The following is a 25864-nucleotide window of genomic DNA, read 5'->3' on the forward strand; positions in this document are numbered from 1 at the left end:
TTTGGATATTATTAAAAAATTGAATTCAAAAAATCGGATAGTGCATTGGCGTCGTCATGACCCGCTTGAAGTACTTTTTGAGCGGATTGTTTCACGGTGTCATCGGCATTGCCCATTGCAACTCCGAGCCCAGAAAGTTTAATCATGGAGATATCGTTGTGATTATCACCAACGGCCACGACTTGATCGGGATGATAGCCCTGCGTTTCAATATAAGTGCTCAAAGCGTTGCCTTTGGTGTTACCACACATGGCAAAATCAATACGGTCAACCCAAGAACGTTCACCAGAAAAGTCATTTTTAATTAAATCTTCTGAGGAGAAGCCTGCGAGATCGTTCCCTTCGACGACGTATTTCCATATGTAATCGGTTTTGTTTAGCTCGTCTTCAAAGCTCTCTACTTTACGAATGTCGGGACGTAATTCACCGTCAAATTTTTCAGACCATGCTTTTAATGCTTCCATATAATGAATTGGTTGCGCCTTGGAGTAGAGCATGGCGTCTTTTACGTACATCACTAATTTAAAATTATAGGATTGGGCTAACGCTAAAAACTCACGTGCTTTGTCAACAGGAATGGCGTTTTGCGTCAATATGGCTTGCTTCGCATAATCGTAAACATAGGTACCGTTACAACAAATAGCCGGCGTGTCTAAGCCAAGTTCATAGTGGTATGGCTTTGCGGCGGTATGGTGACGTCCTGTGACCAAAACAATGTGCACGCGATCTTTCAATGTCTGAATGGTTTGTCGCAGCGGCTCACTGATCTGGCGATCGGAATTTAGAACGGTGCCATCTAAATCGAGGGCGAGTACTTTATATTTAGTCATGATTATTTTTGACCATAATAGGCGTTTGAACCGTGTTTGCGGTTGTAATGTTTATCGAGTAATTCTTCTTGAATGCGGATGTTTGCGTTCAGAGCTCGTGTAGCGATCGCCATGGCTGAAACTTCTTCTAGTACGACCGCGTTATGAACGGCGTCAAATGCATCCTTTCCCCATGAAAATGGAGCATGACCTGAAATAATAGCGCTAGGAAGTGCAACAGGATCAATCTTACGTTTTGCAAACTCCTCGACAATGACATGGCCAGTATTTAATTCGTAGTCGACGTCAATTTCTGCTGGAGTAAGTTGGCGAGTGCAGGGAATATCGCCATAGAAATAATCTGCGTGGGTGGTCCCTAATGCTGGTACATCTAAACCCGCTTGTGCCCATACTGTGGCATGACGAGAGTGGGTATGCACAATGCCTCCAATATTTTCGAAAGCTTTATACAAAACAAGATGAGTTGCGGTATCGCTAGAGGGGTTGAGCTTGCCTTCCACTGTATTGCCATCTAGATCGACTATGACAATGTCATCTTCAGTCATCGCATCGTACGAAACGCCTGATGGTTTAATTGCAATCACACCATTTTCTCGATCAATTTCAGAAACATTACCCCAGGTGAACGTCACGAGACCGTATTCCGGTAACTGTAAATTCGCTTTTAATACACGTTTTTTTAGATCGGTATACATACAATGTCTCTCTATATTTTGTTTATTCAAGTGGGGCACTTCAGGTTTGTTATCGATTTTCTTTCTTCTAACTATTTTCTTTGGAATAACCTAAAACAGAACGAATTAGGTTATCCAAAAGCTATATGACACTACACTTCTAGGAAGCGAATGTAGTTAGGTGCAGGTACTTCAATTTCTTCGTCAGTCTTGGTAATAATGCCGGTTTCGATATCACGAGAGTAAACCAACACGTTACCTGTATCTTGGTTAGAAACGATGACTGCTTTGCCACAAGGAGAGATAGCAAAGTGACGTGGGAATTTTCCGTTGGTTGGGGTAATGTCGATACGATCTAACGTCCCATCATCCAATACTTTGAACACGGCAATTGAGTTATCGCCACGGTTTGATACATATAAGAATTTTGCATCAGGAGATAATTTAATTTCAGATACATAGCTGATCTGATCGTTGTTCTCTAGTGTTGGTTGGTATTGAATCGGAATCAAACGAGGTTTAACTTCGCTTGCATCGCTGTTGTCGAGTTTTGCGACACAAACTGTGTTGAATAGTTCGTTAGAAACGTAGCATATATCTAGTCTAGGGTGCATTGCCATGTGACGAGGACCAGAGCCAGCTTCGAACTCAATCCACGTTTCTCTTGTAAGATTTCGTTTTTCTGCGTCCCAACGGTATTGGAATACTGCATTTTCACCCAGGTCAGGAATGAAAACCCAGTCGTGCCAAAAATGCGCACAGTGAGCATGTGGGCCAACTTGACGGTTACCCCAGTGATCTTCCCGGTTCTCAACTTGACGCCATTCAGTTTCTGGACGGTAGAACTGTTTGAAGCTTTGAATGACTTCTCCTAAGCGGCCATTTTCGTCAACATCAACGACATCGATGATTGCATCCCAATAGTTGATGACAATCGCTGCATCTTTGTTTGGCGAGAACGATAGGTAGCATGTTGATTTACCATTAGCTTGAAAATCCGCGACCTCTTTTAACGAGCCGTCATTCTGTACTTCATATTGAATGATTGAACCGTTTTCACGAATGGTTTCCAAAATAGCGTACATATATTTGCTATTTGTACCTGGAATTAATACCGCTGGGTTCAACGCTTTTGTCGACGATTCGATCACTAGCTTGCCATCTTTGGTAAGAGTCGTTGAGTAGATACCTTCACCTGGTACTGGTGAGTATGGTTGGTGCGCTAATGCGTCGATGTCACTGTATGTACCAATAAGTAGTTTGTAGTCTTTTTCTAAGTTCATTTTCGTACCCAATATATAATGTTAAATAAAAATTTAGCCTTTAACAGCACCGGCGGTCATGCCTGTAATAATTTGTTTTGAGGCAACAAATGTGAAAATAATCGGTGGAACAGCAAGCAACATCCCCGTAGCCATGATCACACCCCAATCGATGTCGTATTCAGTTAACGAGTTTACGATGGTCACTGGCACCGTTCTGGTTCCACGGTCTAGCAACGCGTTCGCCAACAAGAATTCATTCCATGCAATGCGGAACGTAAAGATTGCTGCTGCAGCTAAGCCCGGCTTAATAATGGGCAAAACGACTAGGAAGAAAATTTGCATTGGTCGAGCACCGTCGACTTTCGCGGCCTCTTCTAATTGGATTGGTACCTGCACAATAAAACTCTGTAAAATCCATATCACAAAGGGCAGGTTCATGGCGACGTAGACCAGAATAATGCCGCTGAAGGTACCATCTAGCCCGTAGTTAAATGTCCAAATACCAAATACTGGAACAAGTAATACAGCGGGTGGAACCATACGCATCATCATGGTAGTTAATGATACCGCGCTACGACCCATAAACTTGAAACGTACAAGTGCATAAGCCGCCATACAGCCAAGCGTTAAAGTAATCCCTGTTGATATCAACGCGATAAGTAATGAGTTGCCTAATGAACGAGAGAAGGTTGGACTACAATAGTCAACATGATCGGGTTCATACCACAAAACATCACATAATACGGTTTCATAGTTTTTTAGAGTTGGTGAAAAAAGAAAGCTACTAGTATCACTCATAATATCGACGTTCAATTTTAACGACGTTGTTACCATGAGCATGATTGGACCTAGAGCCATAATCGCCAGTGCAACCAGTAAGGCATAAAATGCTGGATTTGGTTTTTTATCACCTTTATTAGCACTCATTCGTCATCCTCCTTATTCACAACTTTCGCTTTTTCAGCACGAGTTTCGTTGATTTTTGTATAAAGGAACATCGCCAGAGTGAGTCCTAACAATAAAAGCAATAGCATGTTGGACATGGCTGCTGCCATTCCTAGCTCTCTGAACTCAGAAGCGGTTCGAGAGATTCGCAATGCCATAATTTCGGTTGAAAGACCTGGGCCACCGTTGGTCATAACCAAAATAACTTCAAGAACTTTAAACGCATCGATCATTCGAAGTAGTAAGGTCACGATTAAAACTGGAAGCATTAATGGCAACTTGATGTATAAAATTTGGTGCCACGTCGATGCGCCATCAATACGTGCTGCTTCTAATGTCGATTTAGGGAGTGACTGCAATGCCGCAAGAGATAAAATAAAAATGAACGGCGTCCATTGCCAAACATCTGCAATGATAATTGAAGTCAGCGCCCATCCCGAGTCGGACAACCATGGAATCGATTCAAAACCAAGTGAGTTTAAGGTGCGGTTAAATATCCCTATGGTTGGGTGATACATATAACGCCACATTAAACCAACGACTATTGGTGCAATCATCATTGGTAGAATGAAGATCGTCCGTAATAGGGACATGCCTCGAACTTCACGATCCAGTAACAGTGCCAGTCCGACACCGATGAGCATCTCTAAAGTCACAACAATAACGGCAAACTTAACGGTAACACCGAGAGATTCGTGGAATGCTGCATCTTGGAATAAATTAATATAATTTCTAAAGCCAACCCAATCTGCTTCACCAATTAATTGGCTCGGGTTCCAGTCTAGAAAACTTGCGTAAATCATGTAGCCAATCGGGTACAGTAGCCCAAGCAACAAGATGACTCCCGCAGGCGCCAAAAACATATAAGGCGTCAAACGATTCAAGTTCGTGGATTTCATAGTAATTCCCTACAGGGTACTGAAATTTGGAGGTGCCTCGCGCACATCGTGCTAAGACGATGCCGCGAGACCGATCATCAACAGAGCTTACTCACTCCAAGAGTAGTAACCTGCATCTTCCATCACTTTCTTCGAACGTTCAGCAACGCCGTCAAGTGCTGTTTGGATATCAAGATCTTCTGTTAAAACTTTCGATAGTGTTGTACCTAAGTCTGCGTTGATTTTGCCCCAGACAGGGATAATAGGACGCCAATCTGGGTCCGCATCTTTAAGCGCAAGACCAAAGGTTTTCATGTGTGGGAACTTTTTGTTTACATCTGCATCTTCGTGCGTTGAGTAACGTGATGGGTTACCGCCAGCAAGGGCAATTAACTTGTCCGCTTTCTTAGAGGTTAGCCATTGCATTAACAAGAAGGCTGCTTCTTTATTCTCAGCGTTCTTAGGAATACCGATACCGAAACCACCTGTTTGTGAGCCTTTACGTACACCCATTGGATGTGGTGCCCAACCAACTTTACCAACAATCTTAGACTTTGTTGGATCGTCAACTTGGCCAGCAAAAACGGTTGAATCTAGGAACATTGCCGATTGGCCTTGTAAGAATGAGGTGCCAGCTTCTGCAAAACCAAATGTTTTCGAACCTTCAGCGCCACATTCAACGATTGTTTTCAATGCTTCAGCGGCTTTAACACCTTCAGCATTGTTCACAATTGGATTCCATTGGTCGTCGAAGATGCGACCGCCAAGTGGTGCAAGGTGTAATAGGAAAGCATGCGATGCATGGTGACCCGATGCAGCACGAGATGCTAAGCCGCCCATTCCAGGTTCTAACTTCGGAATTTCACACGCAAGTGCTAACAATTCGTCGTATGTTTTTGGTACTTCAAGATTATGCTTTTCAAAGATGTCTTTGCGGTAACCTAGTATCGATGTCTCAGAACCGAATGGAAGACCGTATACCGAACCTGTTGGACCGTCTAGGTAACCTTTTTTACCACCGACAACACCGATGTTTGCAACATAGCCGTCGACCAAATCTTCTGCGTCGTAGTTTGGATCAGCCAAACGTGGGTTCATGAAATAGCGAGCTAGGTTTTCAAGCTGATCGGCATAAACGTAATCGGCTTTCGAGAATACAACGTAAGCAATTAGGTCGTAATCGCCTTCACGTTTGGTTAATTCCAATGTTTGTTTTTCGCGCATGCGAAGGTATTGAAGTTGGTCTACTTCTACTTCTATGCCCGTTTCCTTGGTGAATTCAGGAAGCACTTTCATTACGGCATTGTAATGTGGGTGTGCTGGAAAATTCACAACAAGGGTCGTGTCTTTATATGCATCGTAGGGGTTGGCTGAAGCCATCGTCGCGACTGCAGCGGTGGCCGTCGCGAGTATCGCTTTGTTAAAAATCTTTTTAATATTCATCTTCATCTCCAAGAACTAACTGTATGAATTGTTGTTTTAAGTTCCTAACTTGAAATCACGTTATATCGAGTGTTACTTGTCTTACTTGTTTTTAAGTTGTTAACCTAAAAATTTAGTAAATTGCTTTTTCTGTTGTTTTGTCGAACACGTAAATATCTTCCGGTTCAACTTTAAAACTAACGGTATCGCCCAGGCTGTACTCATGGAACGAGTCCACTTCGGCCATAACGCGATTACCTTGGATTTCAGAAATTAAAACTGACTGAGTTCCAACGTATTCGTTAACGTTAATTTTAAATTTTAAAATGTTGTGAGATTCGTCGCTGTTGATTGGCTTAAGCGCTGATGGACGAATACCAATAACGACTTCGCCAGATTCGGGCAAATCTGCTTGATGTTCTAAATTCGGTAATTCAAATTCGAATTCTTCAAAAGCAGCGAATAATTTGCCGTCTTTTTTGCTTACCGTCATGTCTATAAAGTTCATCGGTGGCATGCCCATAAAACCGGCAACAAATTTATTGGCTGGTTTTTCGAACAACTCTTTTGGTTTGCCGTGCTGCTGAATATATCCATCCTTCATCACAACAATCCGATCGGCTAGGGTCATCGCTTCAATCTGGTCGTGGGTGACATAAATAATGTTCTTCTTAATTTTCTTGCTCATCATCGCCAATTCTGCACGCATCTGACCACGGAGCTTGGCATCTAAGTTGGATAAAGGTTCGTCCATAAGAAGAGTAGAGGAATCTCGTACCAGAGCACGGCCCATTGCAACACGTTGACGCTGACCTCCGGAGAGCTCCGCAGGTTTACGATGCAGATATTCGGTTAAGCCCAGCATATTTGCTGCTTCCGAAACGCGTTTTTCTATCTCTTGCTTTGGGAATTTCGCTAAGCGCAGCGCAAAAGACATGTTTTTTGCAACATTCATATGCGGGTACAGAGCGTAATCCTGAAATACCATTGAAATATTTCGATCGATAGGTTCAAGATGAGAAATATCTTTTCCATCCATTGTAATGGAACCATCTGACACTGTTTCTAAACCAGCAACCATTCGCAGCGTTGTTGATTTACCACAGCCAGAAGGCCCGACGAAAACGGTGAATTCGTTGTCTTCCATCACAAGATCGATGTCATGGATAACTTCGGTACTCTGATATTTTTTGTTTAATTTATTAAATGTAATTACAGGCATATTCAGTTACTCACTATCCTTGTTCTGCATGATAAGTGTAGATTTAAAGATACTGTCTACATGAGCCATAATGGCTCGTTCAGCAGCATCCGGGTCGTGATTTTTCAATGATCTAAAAAGTTGGTGATGTTCACGAAGACTTCGTACGGTAGACGTTTCCTCTAGTAATGCTGCAGTTCTGTACTCCAATGCATATGAATAAACATCTAATGCCATTTTCGTTAAAAGTGGGTTGCGGCATGATTGATAAATAAGCGTATGAAACTCGTTATCTGAAATCTGAAAAGCGACAGGGTCATCGATAACAGATTCTTGATATTCAAGCATCGACTCTAGCTTTTCTAAATCTTCTGCATTTATGTTGATAGCCGCAGAGCGTAGTATGGCGGACTCAACGACTTTTCGGGTCTCGGCAACAGTGATCGCATCGTAATTTTGGATATCGCTTAACGCACTGCTGGATTCAATTCGTTTCGCTGCCCCTTCTACAACAACACTGCGATTACCCTGTGATACTTTTATAAACCCATGTTCAATTAAAATCTGTAATGCTCCGCGAACGGTTTCGCGGCTGACATCATAAGACTTGGCTAAGTCTCGTTCAGATGGTAGAGCTTCACCTTCGGCAATCATTCTTGATGAAATCATTGCTCCGAGCTTATCGGCTATTTGAGATTTAAGCGTACGTTTACGAACATCTGCTTTGTAATCTGCTGAATATTTAGTGCTATTTGACATAACCCTATTTGCTTCCTATCGCCGTATTAATTTGTCTTATTATATTGGTATTGTTACCGTACCAGTTAGTATCTTAATGTTAAATTTTTAGCCTATTTCACGGCGTTAAATTAACCAGTATTTGGTGGATTTATTGATTCGAACACAAATAATGATCTAAAACAAGCTGATAAGAGGTAATTTTATACACAATATGATCCATCACACTCTTATTCTGTAACTTTTATCAATAATATTTAACCTAACACTGGTACGCATATAATACCAAATGTGGTTATCTTAACTAAGATGGATATTTGGACTGAATGGAAAGAACTGGAAAGAGTGCACGGATTAGATTTGGGAAATTCGAAGATCTAGAAGATGCTAAAGTTGATACATCTCTTGTGAGATATGGGCTATACCGACGTCTATTTTATAGCAGATCGTGCTGTTGGGGCTGGTCAATGTTTAGCTTTGAATTATACCCAAGATTAATGGTTGTTAGAGGAAATGAAAAAATCCCGCAATCTGTGGTAGATGACGGGATTGTATTTGCTATTGTTAGATTTAGAAGTCTACTAACTTAACTGTTTAACCATTCTATCGGCAATGATTTTACTATCACATTTATCTCGCCACCATTCTAAAGCGTCGGTATGCATTTTATCGAGGACGTCAGGTTGAGCGAGTAAAGATAAAATGGTTTCTTCGAGATCACTCCAATGCTCTAACTTTACAATTGGTGCGTCTTCGTAAAATTCTACATCAGGAACTACTTCCATAATTGGAATACACCCGAAACGAATAGCTTCATAAAAACGGTAGGTTTCGAGAGTCGTTCCTCTAGGGACTAGACAAAATTGGGAGCTCATCATCTCTTGTGAATAATTAAAGGTGCTCGCAATACTGGATTTGAAGTTGCTGGTCTGTCTCAAATTAATCGGTAAATCGGGATTGTTATCTTTTAAAACTGAGAGCGCTTCAAGCATTCTGTTTCGAGTCTGCTCTTTAGGGCTAGGAAATATCGGTTTATTGACGCGATGTTGCACACTTCCAGCAAAAGAAAGAAGGTATTCTCTTTGATTAAAGGGAATAAATTCTGCAGGTTGATCAGCGAAGTAACCTAGAGGAATTGCATAAATTGGCGCAAATTTAGTTCCGACAGCTTTCAATATAGTTGTTCGAATGCGGCCACCCAAACCATCGCGATATAAATCTCGACCATACGCTAAAACATTGGCAAGTTTTTCATTTATGCTGCCATGTTGCAAATTGTTCCACACCGTGGGTTTAAATCCACAGGTACGATATATCGCTTTAACTTTAGAACGATATCGTAGCTCTCTATTAAATTCGTCGAGTAATACAATAGCAATAACATTGTCGCCATACTCAGGTAACTGGTCTATGTTCCACATTGTTATATAAATGATAAAACCTTGATCAGGTAACTGGTTGTCAAATTCGCGAAGCACATCTTCAATATAACTTAAATGATATGAAGCTAAACATCCTGATTCTTGAGGATCAAATTCAAGAGGAGTACCTTCATGATTTTCTCTAAGGAATATATATCGATTGGTATTACTCGCTGACATTTAACATGGCCTATATATAGAAAACAGTTAGTTATGAAATAGGATCGTCTATTTATGTTATTTTTGCAAGTTTATCCTATTGTATTGATTAGAGTAAATAACTTAAAGTAGGGTGTTTCTTACTGATAATTTTAGCGGTAATACTGATTTATCATTGATATTCAAGCGTGTACAACTATTCACCCAAACATTATATTGAACAACAATGAGTTGCTTATTCTTCCTTTGCTATCATTTTCTTGCACCGAATGACGATGTTAATTTTTTCATCATCCGATTTATTGATCCAATCGGTAATTTCTTGTGACGTCCTGTAACATCCTGTACACACATTATTATTGTCTATTTTACATCGACTGGTACAAGGCGTAATGAGACTGGTATTGTTTCCTATAAACATATTGGTTTAATTATACTCTGTTGGTTCGTGACATGAGTGTCTAATTGGATTCTGATATAAACGCATCAGCGAGCATTATATGATGATCTATGGCTCAAAAATGATACTTTACTGGAGATATTTTAAACAACGATTGATCTGTATCATCTGTAAAACTATGCATTGTTTCTACTATTAAGCCATATCGCATTAGTACGAAGGAGTACAATATGGACTTATATCATATGTTATTAAATGATCCCGTTGTTTATTATTCATTTATTGGGTTGGGTGTGACAGTGTCTATCTTTGCCTTCTTGATGTTCTTCTTCATTAAAAACACAATCAAAGCGTCAAAGAAGTAGCGATTTTTTTTCTTGTTTTACTTAACGCTTCCCCCGTTGCTTTTTCATTGCTAAGGCATGCTAAGAGCAGTGGGTTTGTGCTTGTCTTTTAATTTGGTCCCTTAACCGCCAATCAACTAACCTCAAGCTCTCCACGATCTCTTTGCTTTATGATTTATCATCAGATTTTTGTAGATGTCGTCATTTAATATAACAAATAGATATTTCTAGATGAATTAATATAGCGTAAAATGTCAGGCTACATTTTCATATATATAGTGGTTAAAAAAATCATGAAGCAGTTTTTTAAGAAAATTATTCTCGGGTTAGCCCTAGTAGCAGTAGCGAATATCACTGTAGCCGCAGAACGTGATGTTAAAGTCGGTATGTCTGGCCAATATTTCCCTTTTACTTTTGTGAAACAAGATGAGTTGCAAGGGTTTGAAGTTGATATTTGGAACGAAATTGGTAAACGTAACGACTGGAATATTGAGTTCGTAACGGCTAACTTCTCGGGTCTGTTTGGTTTATTGGAAACGGGTCGCATCGATACTATTTCTAACCAGATTACCATTACCGAAGCTCGTCTTGCGAAATACAGTTTTTCTACACCTTATGTCATCGATGGTGTGCAAATTGTTGTGCGTAAAGGTAACGACAGCATTAATGGTGTTGAAGATCTAAAAGGTAAGAAAGTTGCTGTAAACCTTGGTTCTAACTTCGAAGAAGTACTTAGAAAACATAACGAAGACGACAGCATTAATATCGTGACTTATGACACAGGTATCGAACGTGATGTTGCATTAGGCCGTGCTGATGCTTTTGTTATGGATAAAGTGTCGTCATTGGCACTCATTGAGCAATCAGGCTTACCACTTCAACTTGCTGGTGAACCTCTAGAGTCGATTCAAAATGCAATGCCATTTGTGAAAAGTGAAGCAGGTGATGCGTTGCGAGTTAAGGTCGATGAAACATTGGCCGAAATGAAAAAAGATGGCACTTTGTCTAGCATTTCTCAAAAGTGGTTTAAAGGGGATATCACCCAGTAATGGCGTCCTTTGATTTTAACTATATGCTTGGTCTCTTCCCGATACTGTTTAAGTATTTGGAAGTCACCATCGGAATGGCCCTGATTGGGCTGTTCTTCTCTTTGATTCTTGCTCTTATCTTAACCATTATACGGGTATTTAAAATTCCTGGACTCAATGCTGCGGCGGTGATTTTTATCTCGTTCTTCCGTGGTACACCGTTACTTGTCCAGTTATTTCTCCTTTATTACGGCCTACCGCAAATATTACCTTTTATGGTTGGATTGGATGCATTTACGTGTGCAGTGATCGGTTTGACTTTGCACTTTTCTAGCTATAAATCAGAAAGTTTGCGTGCTGCGATTGATTCTGTACCGAAAAATCAGTGGGAAGCCAGTTATGCGTTTGGCTTGACTCGTTTCCAGGCACTTCGACGGATTGTATTGCCGCAAGCCTTTCGTATCGCGTTACCGTCATTGATGAACTATTTTATTGATATGTTGAAAAGCACGTCGTTAGCGTTCACGTTAGGGGTTGCTGAAATTATGGCAAAAGCGCAAATGGAAGCCGCGGGAAGCTTTAAGTTTTTCGAGGCATTTTTAGCTGTGGCATTAATTTACTGGGGCTTGGTTGCCATTTTAACGCAAGTACAATATCGACTAGAACAACATTTAGCCAAGGCTTATTAACATGATAAAAGTAACAAATCTGAGTAAGTCATTTGGTGACAATAAGGTACTAGAAGGTATCGACTTAACTGTAGAGCAAGGTGAAATCGTGGCGATTATTGGTCCTTCTGGGACTGGGAAATCAACACTGCTTCGTTGCTTGAATTACCTTGAAGAGCCAAGTGCAGGCGTGATTGAAGTTGGTCAACACAAGGTTGATGCGAGCCATGCTAGCCCACAACAAATTCTTGACCTCAGACGCAGCTTGAGTTTTGTATTTCAGAATTACTCTTTGTTTGCGAATAAAACGGCCGCTGAAAATATCAGTGAAGCGTTGACGACAGTTTGGAAACAGCCCAAAGAGCAGGCTCGCGCAACGGCCTTGTCGGTATTGGAAGAAATTGGTCTTAAAGATAGAGCCGATCATTATCCTAGCCAGCTTTCTGGTGGACAGCAGCAACGCGTCGGTATTGGTCGCGCAATGGCTGTGCCAAACGAGGCTATTCTATTTGACGAGCCTACTTCGGCATTAGATCCAGAATGGGTTGACGAAGTTTTAAGCCTGATTAAAAAACTTGCTGAGATGAAGCGTACGATGATTATCGTGACTCATGAAATCGAATTTGCTCGAGATATTTCCGACCGCGTGATTTTTATGGCAGAAGGTTCAATTATTGAACAAGGGCCATCGGACGAATTATTGAGTAATCCTAAGGATCCTAGAACCCAACGATTTTTAGCTCGAGTATTACGTTAGTTATTCATTGAATCTCAGCGAATAGTCACCGATAATCGTGGATTGTTTGTATTCGAGGTTTTGGCAATGTCAACGAAACTGACTCAATTGGTATGGAACTATAAAACCCATAAAGCAGAAGATAAATTGCTGTTTTTGGCGTTAGCTGAGATTGCCGATAATAAAGGAAATTTTTGCACGTCAATGACAGAACTTGTCGCTATGACAGGGATGCCAGATGGTGTTGTTAGGACTTTATTGCAGCATTTTACAACGCCCGCAACACCTTTAATTTCGTTGGACCGTTCTAATAAACAAGATTTAACCGGACAGTTTTCGGGCTGTCTTCAGATTGAAAAAAATCCCATTCAGTCCAAAACCTCTACCGGACAGGTCGATTTGATGAAACTGGCTCGTGAGCAGAATGAGCGATTAAATCAGAACAAAACCACTAGCAGAGCAAAACTCAATCGAAACCAACGCTCTCAAATCGCCCCTCTCGATAGAAATGCCAATGAAAAACAGTACAGTGTTCTGCAAATTCACATGGAAGAGATTCCGGATTGGGCGGAAGGCATTATGTATAAACAAGGTGTCCACAATAGAAAAGAAATTTGGGATGCATTTGTTGTCGATGTTCATGCTACTGGAGAAAAATTGTTTAGTTTAAGTCAGCTAACAAATCGGTTATATCAAAAAATTCAACATGTTAAAGACCTATCATTTTCACGAGTGAATGCCAAAGCGGCGAATCGACCTGTTAAGCAGTCGGCACTAAGTGAGTTTGAAGAAAAAGTGATGAATTATCTTTCAGAAGATGACGACTGAGGCTATTAATAAAGCTTTCTATCGGCGTACTATAGATACATTAAGAACAATAAGTAATTGAAGAGTGGATAAGTGACAATGTCAGATGATTTTAACAAACCGAAAAATATCGCTCAGGTAGGAGAATCATTCGAAGATCATTTACGACGTATGGGAAAAATGTCTAAGCAAGCCACCAATGATAGATACCCAGTACAACAGCGAAAAAGCAGTTTTCCTTCATCGGGTTCGAATACGCCCGCGTCATCCACAAATACGTCACTCAGTACAAAAGCGAAAGAATCTTTGTCTCAGTACAAAGAGAGCGGGCAACATATCCAGATTTTGAAAGTTTGGGGCATGTTGATGCAAGCATTTGACTCTAAACTTCGGCATTTTTTTGGTGACGAGCCGGATGTGCATTTTATGAAATTCGCTGCCTCATTGACGCCAGAATCATATAAGCGACTTGAAGCAAATCTGTTAGAACGCTTAGACGAAGATCGAGAGTGGCCACCTTCATTAATCAGGCTGCGTCAATTGGCGAATTCTCCAACTAAGGAGACGATGTATAAAGCGAGGCAAAATTTATTTCACTATCCAGTGCCGATTTCAGAGCTTACTCGCGTCGAGCTTTATATTAAGAGATTTAAAATGCATGAAGTTCGCCGATTATCCGATCGCTACTTCGAGACCGAATTTAACCGAAAATACACTCTATGGTTCCGAGAAGTCATGTTGGAAGACATGGACATAAAAATCGCCGCTAAGCAGAGTGAAATCGATGTTGCATTGGACACGCAGCATGTGACGGAGAATGATAGAATTATCGATGAAAGCATTGCTAAGGGTGATGCCTTCAACCATAAATTTGGCCAGCGAATTAGTGATGTATTAAAAGAAAAAGCGAGCCTCTCCATTGAAGAAATAACACCTTTAGATGCAGTCGAGTTAGAGCAACAAAACCTTGCTGAAAAAATTCGAAAAGACTTTGGTAATCACTAGTGCGAGATTTTGAAGTTATCGAGAAAGGTGAGCACTATTTTCGCTGCTATGTTGATGGCATAAAAGAGCGGCATTGCCGTATAGTAGTTGATGAGAACAGCTGTGAGCTTCCTATTGGATCGTTTCGGCTTCATGTTGAAGATGTCTCTGATCGATATAAGCATGGCTCGCTGGATAGTGTATTTCGATTGACCTTGCCATTTGAACAGCAAGACTCCATTGCAATTTGTACGCTAAATGGAGGAAGAAAAAATCGTTTTACTTATTTAGCATGCTTGAAGCTGGGGGGTAAGTGGGAACCGATTCTGAGTGAGTGGGTGTTTTCTGCTTCAGTGAAAGATAAAGTCGATGTACTCGGGGAGATTGTTCATTCAAAACCTGTTGTAGTTGATGTTGAATTTAAAGAAACGATCTCTGAGCCTAAAAAAGATCTAACGGTATTTGGCTTTGAATTAATTAAAGGAGTGCGAATCAACAATACGCCCATTTTTTGTAAAGGGGTTGTGTTGAAGAAAGGGGATGTTTCTTATATTGCGGGAATCAGTGCTAAAACGATTGTACTTGCTGGCTCCGTAATACGTCTTACTGTCCCTGAGCAAATGCTTGAATCGGATTTCTTTAAAGAGGACTATATGTGTAGCACTCGAGTTACGGTAGTGAAAACAAGAAAACGTAAAACGCGTTAATACGCTAATGTTTAAATCGTATTTAACGCGTTAATAATTTTACCACTTTTTCTTCTCACCAAATAGCATAGCCATATCGTTTTTACGTTCGTCATCGACTTGTTCATGACCTTCATCAAGCTTAGACTTACGACTATTTTCCATATCGTCAAACATAGTTTGGAGTTTTTCTCGTGCTTGAACTGAGAATTCATCATTTTTCTGACTTAACACATCAATTCCTTTTTTGAGTAATTGCACCGCGGTACCGACTTGGCCTTTTGCGATTGCGTCATTGCTGCGCTTCATCAGGTTTTCAATGTTGATTCTGAGCTGTATGGTTTCTAAACGTGCATTTTCAGCAATAAATGCTTGAGTTTCAAAACGGCCTTTATTGTGTTCACTGCGAATTGTCTCTCTCAGGCGTTTAACCAGTTTTAGCATTCCAACAGCTTGCTTGTCACTGCTTGGAACACGAAATGCCGCAGTTTTGGTATCGTCACCTTGTGCCTTCATTGCTTTAATATGGTTTTTTACATCGACAATGCGCTGTTTGATTTGCTTATTCTCTGGAGAGCACTCCAAGATGTTTTCTAATGAATCAAGGATTCGAGTATTCAAACAGATGAGCAAGTTGCGGCTATAGGGTATGTGGTGAGCGTTACTTATTAATTGCTCAGTACTATCGATGATAGCAAATTGGCGTGTTGATTCTTGCTTTTTTGCCGCGTTTACTTTGGCTTTGTACTGCAACATAACGTTGTAGCCCAAAACCATGACGAGCAAAATTCCAACTAATGTGATGATTAATCCAATACTCATATGATCGTTAGTTACTTCATGCCTAAAAATATTAGCTTAGCATATAGGATCAAACTCTGCTCTTTATAGAATTGTTAATTTATAATAAATTATTGATTGGTTGGAAATTGCGGGGTGCGGTTTAATATGCGTTATTGGGCTCCGTAATTAATTTAGTTATAGCCAAAGAGTTACACTTTATAACTAATCATTATATACTGATTTCATCTACGTCACACATGGGAATTCAGCCAAAATGAAACTACAACAACTCAGATATGTCGTTGAGGTCGTGAACAATAATCTCAATGTGTCGGCGACAGCAGAAAGCCTTTATACTTCTCAGCCCGGAATCAGTAAGCAAATCCGCTTATTGGAAGATGAGCTAGGAATTCAAGTATTTGAGCGTAGTGGGAAACACCTTACCCAAGTAACTCCTGCTGGCGAAGAAATTGTTCGCATTTCACAAGAGATTCTTGCTCGAGTGGAAAGTATCAAATCTGTTGCGGGAGAGCATACTCACCCTGAGATGGGAACGTTGAATATTTCGACAACTCATACCCAAGCTCGTTATGCGTTACCTGAAGTGATTAAGAGCTTTACGCAAAGATATCCTAAAGTTTCACTTCATATGCATCAAGGAACTCCCACGCAAATGTCGGAAGCCTTAGGGAAGGGGACTGCAAATTTTGCGATTGCAACCGAAGCGCTCCACCTCTATCAAGATTCTGTCATGCTCCCTTGTTACCACTGGAATCGTTCGATTGTTGTTCCTAAAGACCATCCTTTAGCTCAGAAAAGCAAATTGTCTATTGAAGATATTGCGGCGTTTCCTTTAGTGACCTACGTATTCGGCTTTACGGGGTTTTCTGAGTTAGATACTGCATTTTATCGCGTTGGGTTACAGCCTAAGGTTGTGTTTACCGCGACAGATACCGATGTGATAAAAACCTATGTTCGTATGGGTATTGGAGTTGGCGTTATCGCAAGTATGGCGGTTGATAAGCACCAAGATACCGATTTAGTTGCGTTAGACGCGAGTCATATTTTTGGATCGAGCACTACGTGTATCGGTTTTCGCCGCGGTACATTTTTGCGTTCTTATATGTACGATTTTATGGAACGTTTTGCTCCTCATCTAACCAAGCCAGTTGTTGAACAAGCCATGTCATTAAAATCGAATCATGAAATTGAATTGATGTTTAAGGATATCGATTTACCGATTAAATAGACGTTATTGGTGTTGATTTTGATGTTTACTGCAAGTGCGAGTCTTAGGTGAAATGGATTATTGTTCTCTGTTCGTATACTTAGATTCATACTTAGCCAAAACTGAATCACTATGGCGCTATCAGCCGTTTCAGCATATAACTCAAAGTGATGATTCATCACGCTATCCTTGGTGTGATGAGTATTTATTACTATCGGATTTTTTAAATTCGATTTCGGATCACGATATTGCCGCTCATAGGCAACAATCTGGTGACGATTGGTTGTACACATTGTTACCTGAATTGATTGATGTACGTCATGCAGCACGTTTTCCCACCAGCTCAAAAGTTGATGATAGCTACTCGATAGAGCAACAAGTTCAAGGTTTAATTAACGGTATTCCGGGAAGGAAAGCCGCTCAACTTGATGCAATGGTGAATGCCGTTGTGAGACGAGTGACGAAAGCCGAACAATGGTTAGAATGGTGTTCGGGTAAAGGCTATCTTGGGCGCTTGCTCGCAAGTCATACTAAGAAGAAAGTTGTGAGCTTTGAGTATCAAGCGACTTTATGTGATGCGGGACGAGCATTCGCTAAGCAACATTTGCTGCCTATTACATTTGTTCAGGGAGACGCTTTATTACCATCAGCCAAGAAGGCGATTCATCCTAGTTCCCATGCTCTCGCTTTGCACGCTTGTGGTGATCTTCATATCAAACTTATTCAGTATGGGACGGAGTTAAATCTTCCAGCATTAACTGTCGCACCTTGTTGTTATCACTTAATCCAATCTGATCGTTTCATGCCAATATCAGATGCCTATCAGCGTGCGCAAGTGAAATTGACCAGGGAAGAATTAAGGATTCCACTGCAACAAACAGTAACCGGTGGCGAACGAGTAAAACGTCACCGAAAACTTGAGATGATGTATCGGATCGGCGTGGATATGATTTTTCGTAAGCAGTGCGGTGACCAAGAATACACACCGTTGCCAAGTATCAAAAAGTCGATGCTAGCGGAAGGATTTGAACATTTCGTTCGCTGGGCCGCTGATTACCATTCTCGCGCTATTGGAGAATGTGATTTTAATGATTATATTTCTCAAGCAGAAAAAAAGTTCTATCAGATGGAAAGGATTTCACTTGTTCAGCAGCAGTTTTATCCAATTCTAGAAGCTTGGATAGTGCTAGATAAAGTCCTTTATTTACAAGAGTATGGTTACGATGTGTCTGTTGAACAGTTTTGTTCCAGCATAGTAACACCGCGAAATTTACTCATTCACGCACAGTTATAAACCTATTTTAAATGTTGTTAATGTATCGAAATGCGAGATATTTTGCCGATTTTTACTATTTTTGATTGTAAAATACAGAGTTTTGAATAAAATTTCGAGCATATAACTAGTAAAGTGCTATTATGATGGCTAGTTATACTTACAATTAGAACCCAATATTTGATTTTGCAAGGATGTGAAAAAGGTGGAACCTATGTCTGACTATAATAAAAAGCCCTCCAAGGATTTAGATAGAATTGATAGAAATATTCTCAATGAATTACAAAAAGATGGTCGAATCTCAAACGTCGAATTGTCCAAGCGTGTGGGGCTGTCTCCAACACCATGTTTGGAGCGTGTACGTCGTTTAGAACGTCAGAACTACATTACAGGTTACACTGCTTTACTTAATCCTCAGTATTTAGACGCGTCGCTTTTGGTTTTTGTGGAAATTACCTTGAACCGTGGTGCACCAGATGTATTTGAACAGTTCAATGTCGCAGTTCAAAAGTTAGATGATATTCAGGAGTGTCATCTTGTCTCTGGTGATTTTGATTATTTATTAAAAACACGTGTATCGGATATGGGCGCGTACCGTAAGTTGTTGGGTGATACCCTATTACGTCTTCCTGGAGTTAATGACACTCGAACCTATGTTGTTATGGAAGAAGTGAAACAAAGCAATCAATTGGTGATTAAAACGCGCTAGCGATAAGCGAAGGATGATAAGTTTGTCGTAGAGATACGATATCTTTCGAGATTCTGTCCTAAACAGATTGGGTTTTTAAAACTGATATGGTTAAATCCCATTTAAGAACCGAGCGGCTTTTGCCGCTCGTGCTGTTTTTATCCATTCAATGATATAATAAAGCGTATATGTTTACGCTCACATAAACTAGTTGGTTATGCTCAAAGAGAACGAAAACAAAGTTAAAACTATCGTAAAAACTAACGCGGTGCCTCAGTCATTACCGCGCACCACATCTCGCCTAAATGGACTTCAAAGACTCCGAGAAAGTGTCTTAATTATTGCTATTTTAGTCTCCATTTTCTTCTTTGTTGCTCTCATTACATATAGCCCTGCTGATCCATCGTGGTCTCAAACAGCCTGGGGAACAGAACTGCATAATGCGGGCGGATATATCGGAGCGTGGATAGCCGATACACTGTTTTTTATTTTTGGTTCTCTTGCGTATACGATTCCGGTTATTCTAATTTTTGCCACATGGTTGCTGTTTATCCGCCGGATAGAAGATGATTCACTCGATTTTACCTTGTGGGCGACACGACTATTAGGTATCACCATTTTGTTGCTGACGAGTTGTGGGTTGGCCGATATTAACTTTGATGATTTATGGTATTTCTCGTCTGGTGGCGTAGTAGGTGATGTGCTGTCGAGTCTTGCACTCCCAACATTCAATGTCTTGGGTTCAACGCTAACGTTCTTGTTCCTATGGGGTGCAGGATTTACGTTACTGACGGGGATTTCTTGGCTCTCAATCGTTGAATTTTTAGGTGATTCGGTTATCGATAGCACACAATTTGTGATGAACAAATTACGGGGTGAAAAAACTGAGCAATTCATGGAAGCAAAGAAAGAGATTCCGAGCGATCTTATTGCTGAAATGGATGAGCCTCTTGTTGAAACTCAGAGTACCTCGCTTCAACAAGAAAAATTGGGCAGTGAATTATTAGATACTGAGGTTGAGCATTCAGTTGAAAGTTTGGAAAAACCAGAGCCTGAAAAACCGCTCCGTCGTTTTAATATCCATATGCCACAGCCCCATGCACCTCAGTCTGATGCCCAAGAGCTTCATGTTGAGCCATCATTATCCGATGATATTGAACCTCGTTCTCAGCAACTCACTGCGACTATCGAAGAGTTAGATGACCAAGCTTTACAACATAATGATTATGCACCACAGATTGAAGAGGTACCGACAAGTGATGTGGATGTGTTTACCGATACTGTAGATGAGAAAATAACCATTTCGACCTTGGATATTGATAATAATCCTGAACCGACAATTTCGGATTTATCGGTTGTAGATGATGCGCCAGCCGAGAATGTTATACCAGAGGCTGATATTGACCCGGATGTCACCGCATTCCAAGAGATTGTCGCCGAGGCTCAGCAAAAACACGTTGCGTCTCAGAATCCATTTTTAATTCAAAAAGAAGTAAATCTGCCCAAACCAAAAGAGCCGATGCCAACGTTAGAGCTACTCTATCAGCCTGAAAAGCGGGCGGCCTTTATTGACCAAGAGGCGCTTGAAGATATTGCTCGTTTGGTTGAATCCAAATTGGCAGATTACAAGATTAGCGCTGAAGTAGTTGGTATTTTCCCGGGGCCAGTTATTACACGTTTTGAGCTTGATTTGGCTGCGGGTGTTAAGGTGAGCCGTATTTCTAGCTTGTCTATGGATTTAGCTCGTTCACTTTCTGCTCCTGCTGTTCGTGTGGTAGAAGTTATTCCAGGTAAACCCTATATAGGTATCGAACTACCGAACTTAACCAGAGAGACCGTTTTCCTTTCTGACGTAATCAACAGTGAACAATTCAAAGCATCAACGTCTCCGACTACGGTCGTATTGGGCCAAGATATTGCGGGCGAAACCGTCATTGCCGATTTAGCTAAAATGCCTCATGTGTTAGTCGCAGGTACGACTGGCTCGGGTAAGTCTGTCGGCGTTAACGTGATGATATTGAGTATGTTGTATAAATCTACTCCTGAAGATGTACGATTTATTATGATCGATCCAAAGATGTTGGAGTTATCGATTTACGAAGGTATCCCGCATTTATTATCTGAAGTAGTCACCGACATGAAAGATGCGTCGAACGCTTTACGTTGGTGTGTGGCGGAAATGGAGCGTCGTTATAAACTCATGTCAGTGTTAGGGGTTCGTAGTATAAAAGGGTTTAACGACAAGTTAAAAATGGCAGCAGAAGCAGGACATCCTATTCATGACCCACTATGGAAAGAGGGTGACAGTATGGATGAACTGCCACCACTTCTAGAAAAACTGCCATACATTGTTGTCATCGTCGATGAGTTTGCCGATCTGATGATGGTTGTCGGTAAAAAAGTAGAAGAATTAATTGCACGTCTGGCGCAAAAAGCTCGAGCAGCAGGAATACACCTGATTCTAGCGACACAGCGCCCATCTGTAGATGTCATTACGGGTCTAATCAAAGCTAATATTCCTACCCGTGTCGCCTTTACCGTTTCGACGAAAACCGACTCTCGTACCATCTTAGATCAAGGTGGTGCGGAAACGTTATTGGGTATGGGTGACATGCTTTACCTTCCACCAGGCTCAAGTCATACGACGCGAGTACACGGTGCATTTGCATCCGATGATGATGTGCATGCGGTGGTAAATAACTGGAAAGCACGTGGTAAGCCAAACTATATTTCAGAAATTACCAATGGCGATCAAGGACCAGAAAGCTTATTGCCCGGTGAGAAACCAGAGACAGATGAAGATGTTGATCCATTGTTTGATCAAGTTGTGGAACATGTGGTTCAATCTCGACGCGGTTCAGTGTCTGGGGTTCAACGTCGATTTAAAATTGGTTATAACCGAGCAGCGCGGATTGTAGAGCAGCTTGAAGCACAAGGCATAGTCAGTGCGCCTGGACATAATGGAAACCGTGAAGTGTTGGCTCCAGCGCCGCCTAGAGATATGTAAACATATAGGATGAACGTAAAAATGCCCTAACTCATAATGAAGTAGGGCATTTTTGTTTGTATCAATATAGATTTTTAACGCTAGGATTTTTTAAATTGTAAGGCGATAAATAGGAGTGCAATAATCGCATTTGCGGCGTAAATAACAACTAGCCACTGTGGCATCGACAAGCCAAACCATTGCCATACGATATCAGAGCAATCACCATACGCTTCAAACATTTGTGGTAGCCACTGATTTAGTGGTGCCCAACTTGGAAATTGAACAAAAAAATCACACGTTGCAAACGGTGAAGGGTTCATTTGGTATTCTACATGTTGAGAAGCAAGTAAATACCCTTTAACCGCCGCGCCAAGCCAAGCCAAAAGCCCAGCAATGCGAAATAATGGGGTATTTGGTGAAATCAAACCAATAATGGCTGCCCCACCAATTCCCAGCATGGCAACTCGTTCGTAGATACACATGACACACGGCTCTAAATCCATTACGTGTTGGAAAAACAGTGCACATAGCTCAAAGAGTATGACTGATGCGAGCAGTAATCCCCATGAGAGACGCTGCTGCGAAAATAACTTCAATTGGTTTAACACGATGATTACCTTACAAAGAAAAAAGCTCTGATACATCAGAGCTTTTTATCATGGAATGGTTCCGTAGAGAACTCTAAATTAATGTCCTGAAACTGCTGCTTCAGTAATATCTTTCGCCGAATGGTGGATAAGTAGTCCCCAGTCGTAGAAAAGCGAAGTCATTGGGTCGAGTAGATACACAATGCCAAATAGACCGACAAGAGCAAGTACGATAGTGTATGGGAATGCCATAATAACCATACGGCCATAAGACAATCTAATTAACGGTGCAAGAGCAGAAGTTAGCAGGAATAAGAACGCTGCTTGTCCATTTGGTGTCGCAACCGAAGGGAGGTTTGTACCTGTATTGATCGCGACTGCAAGCATATCAAATTGATCTCGAGTGATGATGCCTTCTTTTAATGCGGTCATGACTTCATTGATGTATACCGTACCGACGAACACGTTATCCGAAACCATGGAGAGTACACCATTCGCTACATAGAATAGAGCAAGTTGAAGGTCTGGGTTATCAACGGCAAGAACCGATTCGATAACAGGCTTGAACAGATGTTGGTCGATAATTACGGCAACAATCGCGAAGAAAACGCCAAGCAAAGCGGTAAATGGCAAAGCTTCTTCAAACGCTTTTCCAAGAGCGTGCTCTTCAGTAATGCCACAAAATGCCGTTGCCAAGATAATAACTGAAAGCCCAATTAAACCTACAGCGGCTAAATGAAATGCAAGTCCAACAATTAACCAAACTGCGATAGCACCTTGAATCCATAGCTTAGCGACATCAGTTTTAGAACGTTTCTTTGTTTCCTCTTCGTCGAAGTCGAGTAAGATTTGACGAACATTGGCTGGTAATTCAGCGCCGTAACCAAATACCTTAAATTTCTCAACAGCCATACAGGTTAAACAGCCACAGAAAAATACGGGTAAGGTAACCGGAAGCATGCGGAGAATAAATTCACCGAATTGCCAATGGGCTTGGCTTGCGATGATTAAGTTTTGAGGCTCGCCGACCATGGTCATTACCCCACCTAATGCGGTACCTACACCGGCGTGCATAAGTAAAGAGCGTAGGAATGAACGGTAGTTCTCCAAGTCTGAACGAGTTAAATCATTCAAATGACCATCTTGAGTGTGATCGTGAGAGTGGTTTGATTTACTCCCTGAAGCGACTTTATGATAAATCGCATAAAACCCTATGGTGACACTAATAATCACAGCGATAACGGTTAGGGCATCAAGGAATGCAGAAAGGAAGGCTGCGACAACACAAAAAGCTAAAGATAGTTGAATCTTGGAACGGACATTTAACAGTATCTTAGTAAAGATAAACAGCAGTAGCTGCTTCATAAAGTAAATGCCAGCGACCATGAAAATCAATAGTAACAATACTTCAATATTGGCGATAAGCTCATGAAGTACCTGATCGGGACTTGTCATGCCAATCGCTACTGCTTCTATTGCGAGCAATCCACCTGGCTGTAATGGGTAACATTTTAGCGCCATTGCTAAGGTAAAGATAAACTCAGCGACAAGTAGCCACCCTGCAGCAAAAGGGCTGACTGCAAAAAATACGATTGGATTGATAATTAAAAACGCAATGATTAAGACTTTATACCAGTCGGGCGTATGGCCCAGGAAGTTCTTAATAAATGCAGATCCCATTGTTAAAGGCATGGTTATTTCTCTTGTTATATATCGACAATATGTTCCACTTAATTTGGAATTATCGACGTCCCTAATAAATACACCGTAGCTTGTTGAGAGGCTCCTCTGCCACGGCACTCCTAAATAATTGTTACAATTCAAATTTAGAACAGCAAAAACTATACCCAAAGCACATAAAATATAGTTTCAAACGCTCAGGATGAGAACCTAATCTCATATTTGAATTATTATGCATAACAGGTGTATAAAGATGGCGGAATTATACGCTTTGACTTATCCAACGTGCTAGTACTATCGTCTATTTTTCTTATCAGACCTTAGTTTAATAAGTTTCCCTTGTTCCGTATTTACTCTAAATCAATTCTTTGTTGTAAATTGTGTGATTTATAACAAATGCCTATTTTTTGTTAGAGCTTTGTATTCGTGTCTATATTCGCATTCTTGATTGAGGTTTATAGTTTCCGTTGTGTGGTACTAGTGGTATGATGAGTCGAATAACATAATGAGAAATCAATAATTATTGGAAAACTGATTTAATGGTTATCAAGGCGAAAAGCCCCGCAGGATTTGCAGAGAAATATATTATCGAAAGTATTTGGAAAGGACGATTCCCTCCAGGTTCTATTCTCCCCGCCGAGCGAGAGCTATCTGAGCTAATAGGTGTTACCCGAACAACACTTCGAGAAGTGTTACAGCGCTTAGCTCGAGATGGATGGTTGACAATTCAACATGGTAAACCGACAAAAGTAAATCAATTTATGGAGACATCAGGTCTTCATATTTTGGATACACTGATGACATTAGATGCTGATAATGCGACCAGTATTGTCGAAGATCTTCTTTCAGCGAGAACGAATATTAGCCCAATTTTTATTAGTGCTGCATTTAAGCACAATCCTCAAGAAGCACAACAAACGTTGGAACGAGTCTTAACGTCTTGTGATGCTCTATTGAGTGCTGATAATTGGGATGAGTTTGTTGAACAATTTCCTTATGGCGAGAAGATTAGAGTAACGATTAAAGAAGATAGTGAATTATCGTCAGAGCAGAGAAATGATGATCTAATCGCAAAAACCTTTAATTACTACGACTATATGCTGTTCCAAAGGTTGGCTTTTAATTCTGGAAACCAAATTTACGGTCTGATATTTAATGGTGTTAAAAAGCTCTATGATCGAGTGGGTAGTTTTTACTTTTCTAACCCAACTGCTCGCGCTTTAGCACTAAATTTCTATCGTGATTTGCTGGCAATGAATCAGTCAGGTAATGGCAGTGAGTTACCTGTATTGATTAGACAGTATGGAAAAGACAGTGGTTTGATTTGGAACGAGATGAAGTTGGCGTTACCGACTAACTTCACCGAAGATGACTCCTAGTTAACCTTTGTTAGCGAATGATAATTTAGCGAAATAGTAATTTAGTGAATGATAAAGGGGCCGAGTTTGGC

25 protein-coding genes are annotated in these 25864 nt (G+C 40.8%); 12 read left to right on the top strand and 13 right to left on the bottom strand.

Going from position 1 to position 25864, the window contains the following annotated elements; genetic code table 11:
* Positions 1-11: 11 nt before the first annotated feature.
* From ACXJY6_RS06320 to ACXJY6_RS06365, 10 genes are all read right to left on the bottom strand, one after another.
* The gene (locus ACXJY6_RS06320; RefSeq protein ID WP_456049344.1) at positions 12-830 is read right to left on the bottom strand and encodes a Cof-type HAD-IIB family hydrolase; all 819 of its coding nucleotides are present in this window, start codon (positions 828-830) and stop codon (positions 12-14) included.
* A 2-nt stretch (positions 831-832) separates the two neighbouring features.
* Positions 833-1525 (bottom strand): L-ribulose-5-phosphate 4-epimerase, encoded by a 693-nt coding sequence (locus ACXJY6_RS06325; RefSeq protein WP_456049345.1) that lies wholly within the window; start codon positions 1523-1525, stop codon positions 833-835.
* A 131-nt stretch (positions 1526-1656) separates the two neighbouring features.
* Positions 1657-2787: a lactonase family protein gene (locus tag ACXJY6_RS06330; protein WP_456049346.1), complete on the bottom strand. Its 1131-nt coding sequence runs from the start codon at positions 2785-2787 to the stop codon at positions 1657-1659.
* Positions 2788-2820: 33 nt separating this feature from the next.
* A complete protein-coding gene (locus ACXJY6_RS06335) occupies positions 2821-3696 on the bottom strand; it encodes a carbohydrate ABC transporter permease (protein WP_458767744.1) in 876 nt (291 codons plus the stop codon).
* Positions 3693-4613 (bottom strand): carbohydrate ABC transporter permease, encoded by a 921-nt coding sequence (locus ACXJY6_RS06340; protein ID WP_458767745.1) that lies wholly within the window; start codon positions 4611-4613, stop codon positions 3693-3695. The genes ACXJY6_RS06335 and ACXJY6_RS06340 overlap by 4 nt, the downstream gene beginning before the upstream one ends.
* An 87-nt stretch (positions 4614-4700) precedes the next feature.
* Positions 4701-6035 carry an extracellular solute-binding protein gene (locus tag ACXJY6_RS06345; RefSeq protein ID WP_458767746.1) on the bottom strand — a complete coding sequence of 445 codons (1335 nt, stop codon included), beginning with the start codon at positions 6033-6035 and terminating at the stop codon, positions 4701-4703.
* A 112-nt stretch (positions 6036-6147) separates the two neighbouring features.
* Positions 6148-7236 carry an ABC transporter ATP-binding protein gene (locus tag ACXJY6_RS06350; protein WP_456049350.1) on the bottom strand — a complete coding sequence of 363 codons (1089 nt, stop codon included), beginning with the start codon at positions 7234-7236 and terminating at the stop codon, positions 6148-6150.
* A 6-nt stretch (positions 7237-7242) separates the two neighbouring features.
* Positions 7243-7974, bottom strand: coding sequence for a FadR/GntR family transcriptional regulator (locus ACXJY6_RS06355; RefSeq protein ID WP_456049351.1), 732 nt, complete (start codon positions 7972-7974; stop codon positions 7243-7245).
* A 560-nt stretch (positions 7975-8534) separates the two neighbouring features.
* Positions 8535-9554, bottom strand: a complete 1020-nt coding sequence (locus ACXJY6_RS06360) for an exostosin domain-containing protein (RefSeq protein WP_458767747.1) — start codon at positions 9552-9554, stop codon at positions 8535-8537.
* Between the two features lie 214 nt (positions 9555-9768).
* Positions 9769-9954 carry a DUF1289 domain-containing protein gene (locus ACXJY6_RS06365; protein WP_456049353.1) on the bottom strand — a complete coding sequence of 62 codons (186 nt, stop codon included), beginning with the start codon at positions 9952-9954 and terminating at the stop codon, positions 9769-9771.
* A 209-nt stretch (positions 9955-10163) separates the two neighbouring features.
* Between ACXJY6_RS06365 and ACXJY6_RS06370 the strand changes: the two genes are divergently transcribed.
* From ACXJY6_RS06370 to ACXJY6_RS06400, 7 genes are all read left to right on the top strand, one after another.
* A complete protein-coding gene (locus ACXJY6_RS06370; protein WP_456049354.1) occupies positions 10164-10298 on the top strand; it encodes a hypothetical protein in 135 nt (44 codons plus the stop codon).
* 272 nt (positions 10299-10570) lie between these two features.
* Entirely contained in the window at positions 10571-11326 is a 756-nt protein-coding gene (locus ACXJY6_RS06375; protein ID WP_458767748.1) for an amino acid ABC transporter substrate-binding protein, read from the top strand.
* The gene (locus ACXJY6_RS06380; RefSeq protein ID WP_458767749.1) at positions 11326-11994 is read left to right on the top strand and encodes an amino acid ABC transporter permease; all 669 of its coding nucleotides are present in this window, start codon (positions 11326-11328) and stop codon (positions 11992-11994) included. Before ACXJY6_RS06375 ends, ACXJY6_RS06380 begins: the two co-directional genes overlap by 1 nt.
* A gap of 1 nt (position 11995) precedes the next feature.
* On the top strand, positions 11996-12730 hold the full coding sequence (locus ACXJY6_RS06385) for an amino acid ABC transporter ATP-binding protein (protein ID WP_456049357.1): 735 nt from the start codon (positions 11996-11998) through the stop codon (positions 12728-12730).
* A 66-nt stretch (positions 12731-12796) separates the two neighbouring features.
* Positions 12797-13537, top strand: coding sequence for a hypothetical protein (locus tag ACXJY6_RS06390; RefSeq protein ID WP_458767750.1), 741 nt, complete (start codon positions 12797-12799; stop codon positions 13535-13537).
* A 78-nt stretch (positions 13538-13615) separates the two neighbouring features.
* Positions 13616-14521 carry a hypothetical protein gene (locus ACXJY6_RS06395; RefSeq protein WP_458767751.1) on the top strand — a complete coding sequence of 302 codons (906 nt, stop codon included), beginning with the start codon at positions 13616-13618 and terminating at the stop codon, positions 14519-14521.
* Positions 14521-15207 carry a hypothetical protein gene (locus ACXJY6_RS06400; protein WP_458767752.1) on the top strand — a complete coding sequence of 229 codons (687 nt, stop codon included), beginning with the start codon at positions 14521-14523 and terminating at the stop codon, positions 15205-15207. The genes ACXJY6_RS06395 and ACXJY6_RS06400 overlap by 1 nt, the downstream gene beginning before the upstream one ends.
* A 39-nt stretch (positions 15208-15246) precedes the next feature.
* Here the strand turns inward: ACXJY6_RS06400 and ACXJY6_RS06405 are convergent, their stop codons facing one another.
* Positions 15247-16008 carry a DNA repair protein gene (locus tag ACXJY6_RS06405; RefSeq protein ID WP_456049361.1) on the bottom strand — a complete coding sequence of 254 codons (762 nt, stop codon included), beginning with the start codon at positions 16006-16008 and terminating at the stop codon, positions 15247-15249.
* Positions 16009-16243: 235 nt separating this feature from the next.
* Between ACXJY6_RS06405 and cysB the strand changes: the two genes are divergently transcribed.
* The 4 genes from cysB to ACXJY6_RS06425 all read left to right on the top strand — a co-directional run bounded on the left by cysB (position 16244) and on the right by ACXJY6_RS06425 (position 22165).
* The gene (gene cysB / locus ACXJY6_RS06410; protein ID WP_456049362.1) at positions 16244-17218 is read left to right on the top strand and encodes an HTH-type transcriptional regulator CysB; all 975 of its coding nucleotides are present in this window, start codon (positions 16244-16246) and stop codon (positions 17216-17218) included.
* Between the two features lie 52 nt (positions 17219-17270).
* The gene (locus ACXJY6_RS06415) at positions 17271-18491 is read left to right on the top strand and encodes a methyltransferase (protein ID WP_458767753.1); all 1221 of its coding nucleotides are present in this window, start codon (positions 17271-17273) and stop codon (positions 18489-18491) included.
* Between the two features lie 193 nt (positions 18492-18684).
* A complete protein-coding gene (gene lrp, locus ACXJY6_RS06420) occupies positions 18685-19179 on the top strand; it encodes a leucine-responsive transcriptional regulator Lrp (RefSeq protein WP_456049364.1) in 495 nt (164 codons plus the stop codon).
* 196 nt (positions 19180-19375) lie between these two features.
* Positions 19376-22165: a DNA translocase FtsK gene (locus tag ACXJY6_RS06425; RefSeq protein WP_458767754.1), complete on the top strand. Its 2790-nt coding sequence runs from the start codon at positions 19376-19378 to the stop codon at positions 22163-22165.
* 80 nt (positions 22166-22245) lie between these two features.
* Here the strand turns inward: ACXJY6_RS06425 and dsbB are convergent, their stop codons facing one another.
* Complete coding sequence (gene dsbB, locus ACXJY6_RS06430; RefSeq protein WP_458768079.1) at positions 22246-22761, bottom strand: disulfide bond formation protein DsbB; 516 nt, start codon at positions 22759-22761, stop codon at positions 22246-22248.
* 72 nt (positions 22762-22833) lie between these two features.
* Complete coding sequence (gene nhaB, locus ACXJY6_RS06435) at positions 22834-24426, bottom strand: Na(+)/H(+) antiporter NhaB (protein WP_456049367.1); 1593 nt, start codon at positions 24424-24426, stop codon at positions 22834-22836.
* A gap of 527 nt (positions 24427-24953) precedes the next feature.
* On the opposite strand from nhaB, the gene fadR reads away from it, so the two are divergent.
* Positions 24954-25793 (top strand): fatty acid metabolism transcriptional regulator FadR, encoded by an 840-nt coding sequence (fadR, locus tag ACXJY6_RS06440; protein WP_458767755.1) that lies wholly within the window; start codon positions 24954-24956, stop codon positions 25791-25793.
* Positions 25794-25864: the final 71 nt, after the last annotated feature.

This window comes from Vibrio phycocola, assembly GCF_054404255.1.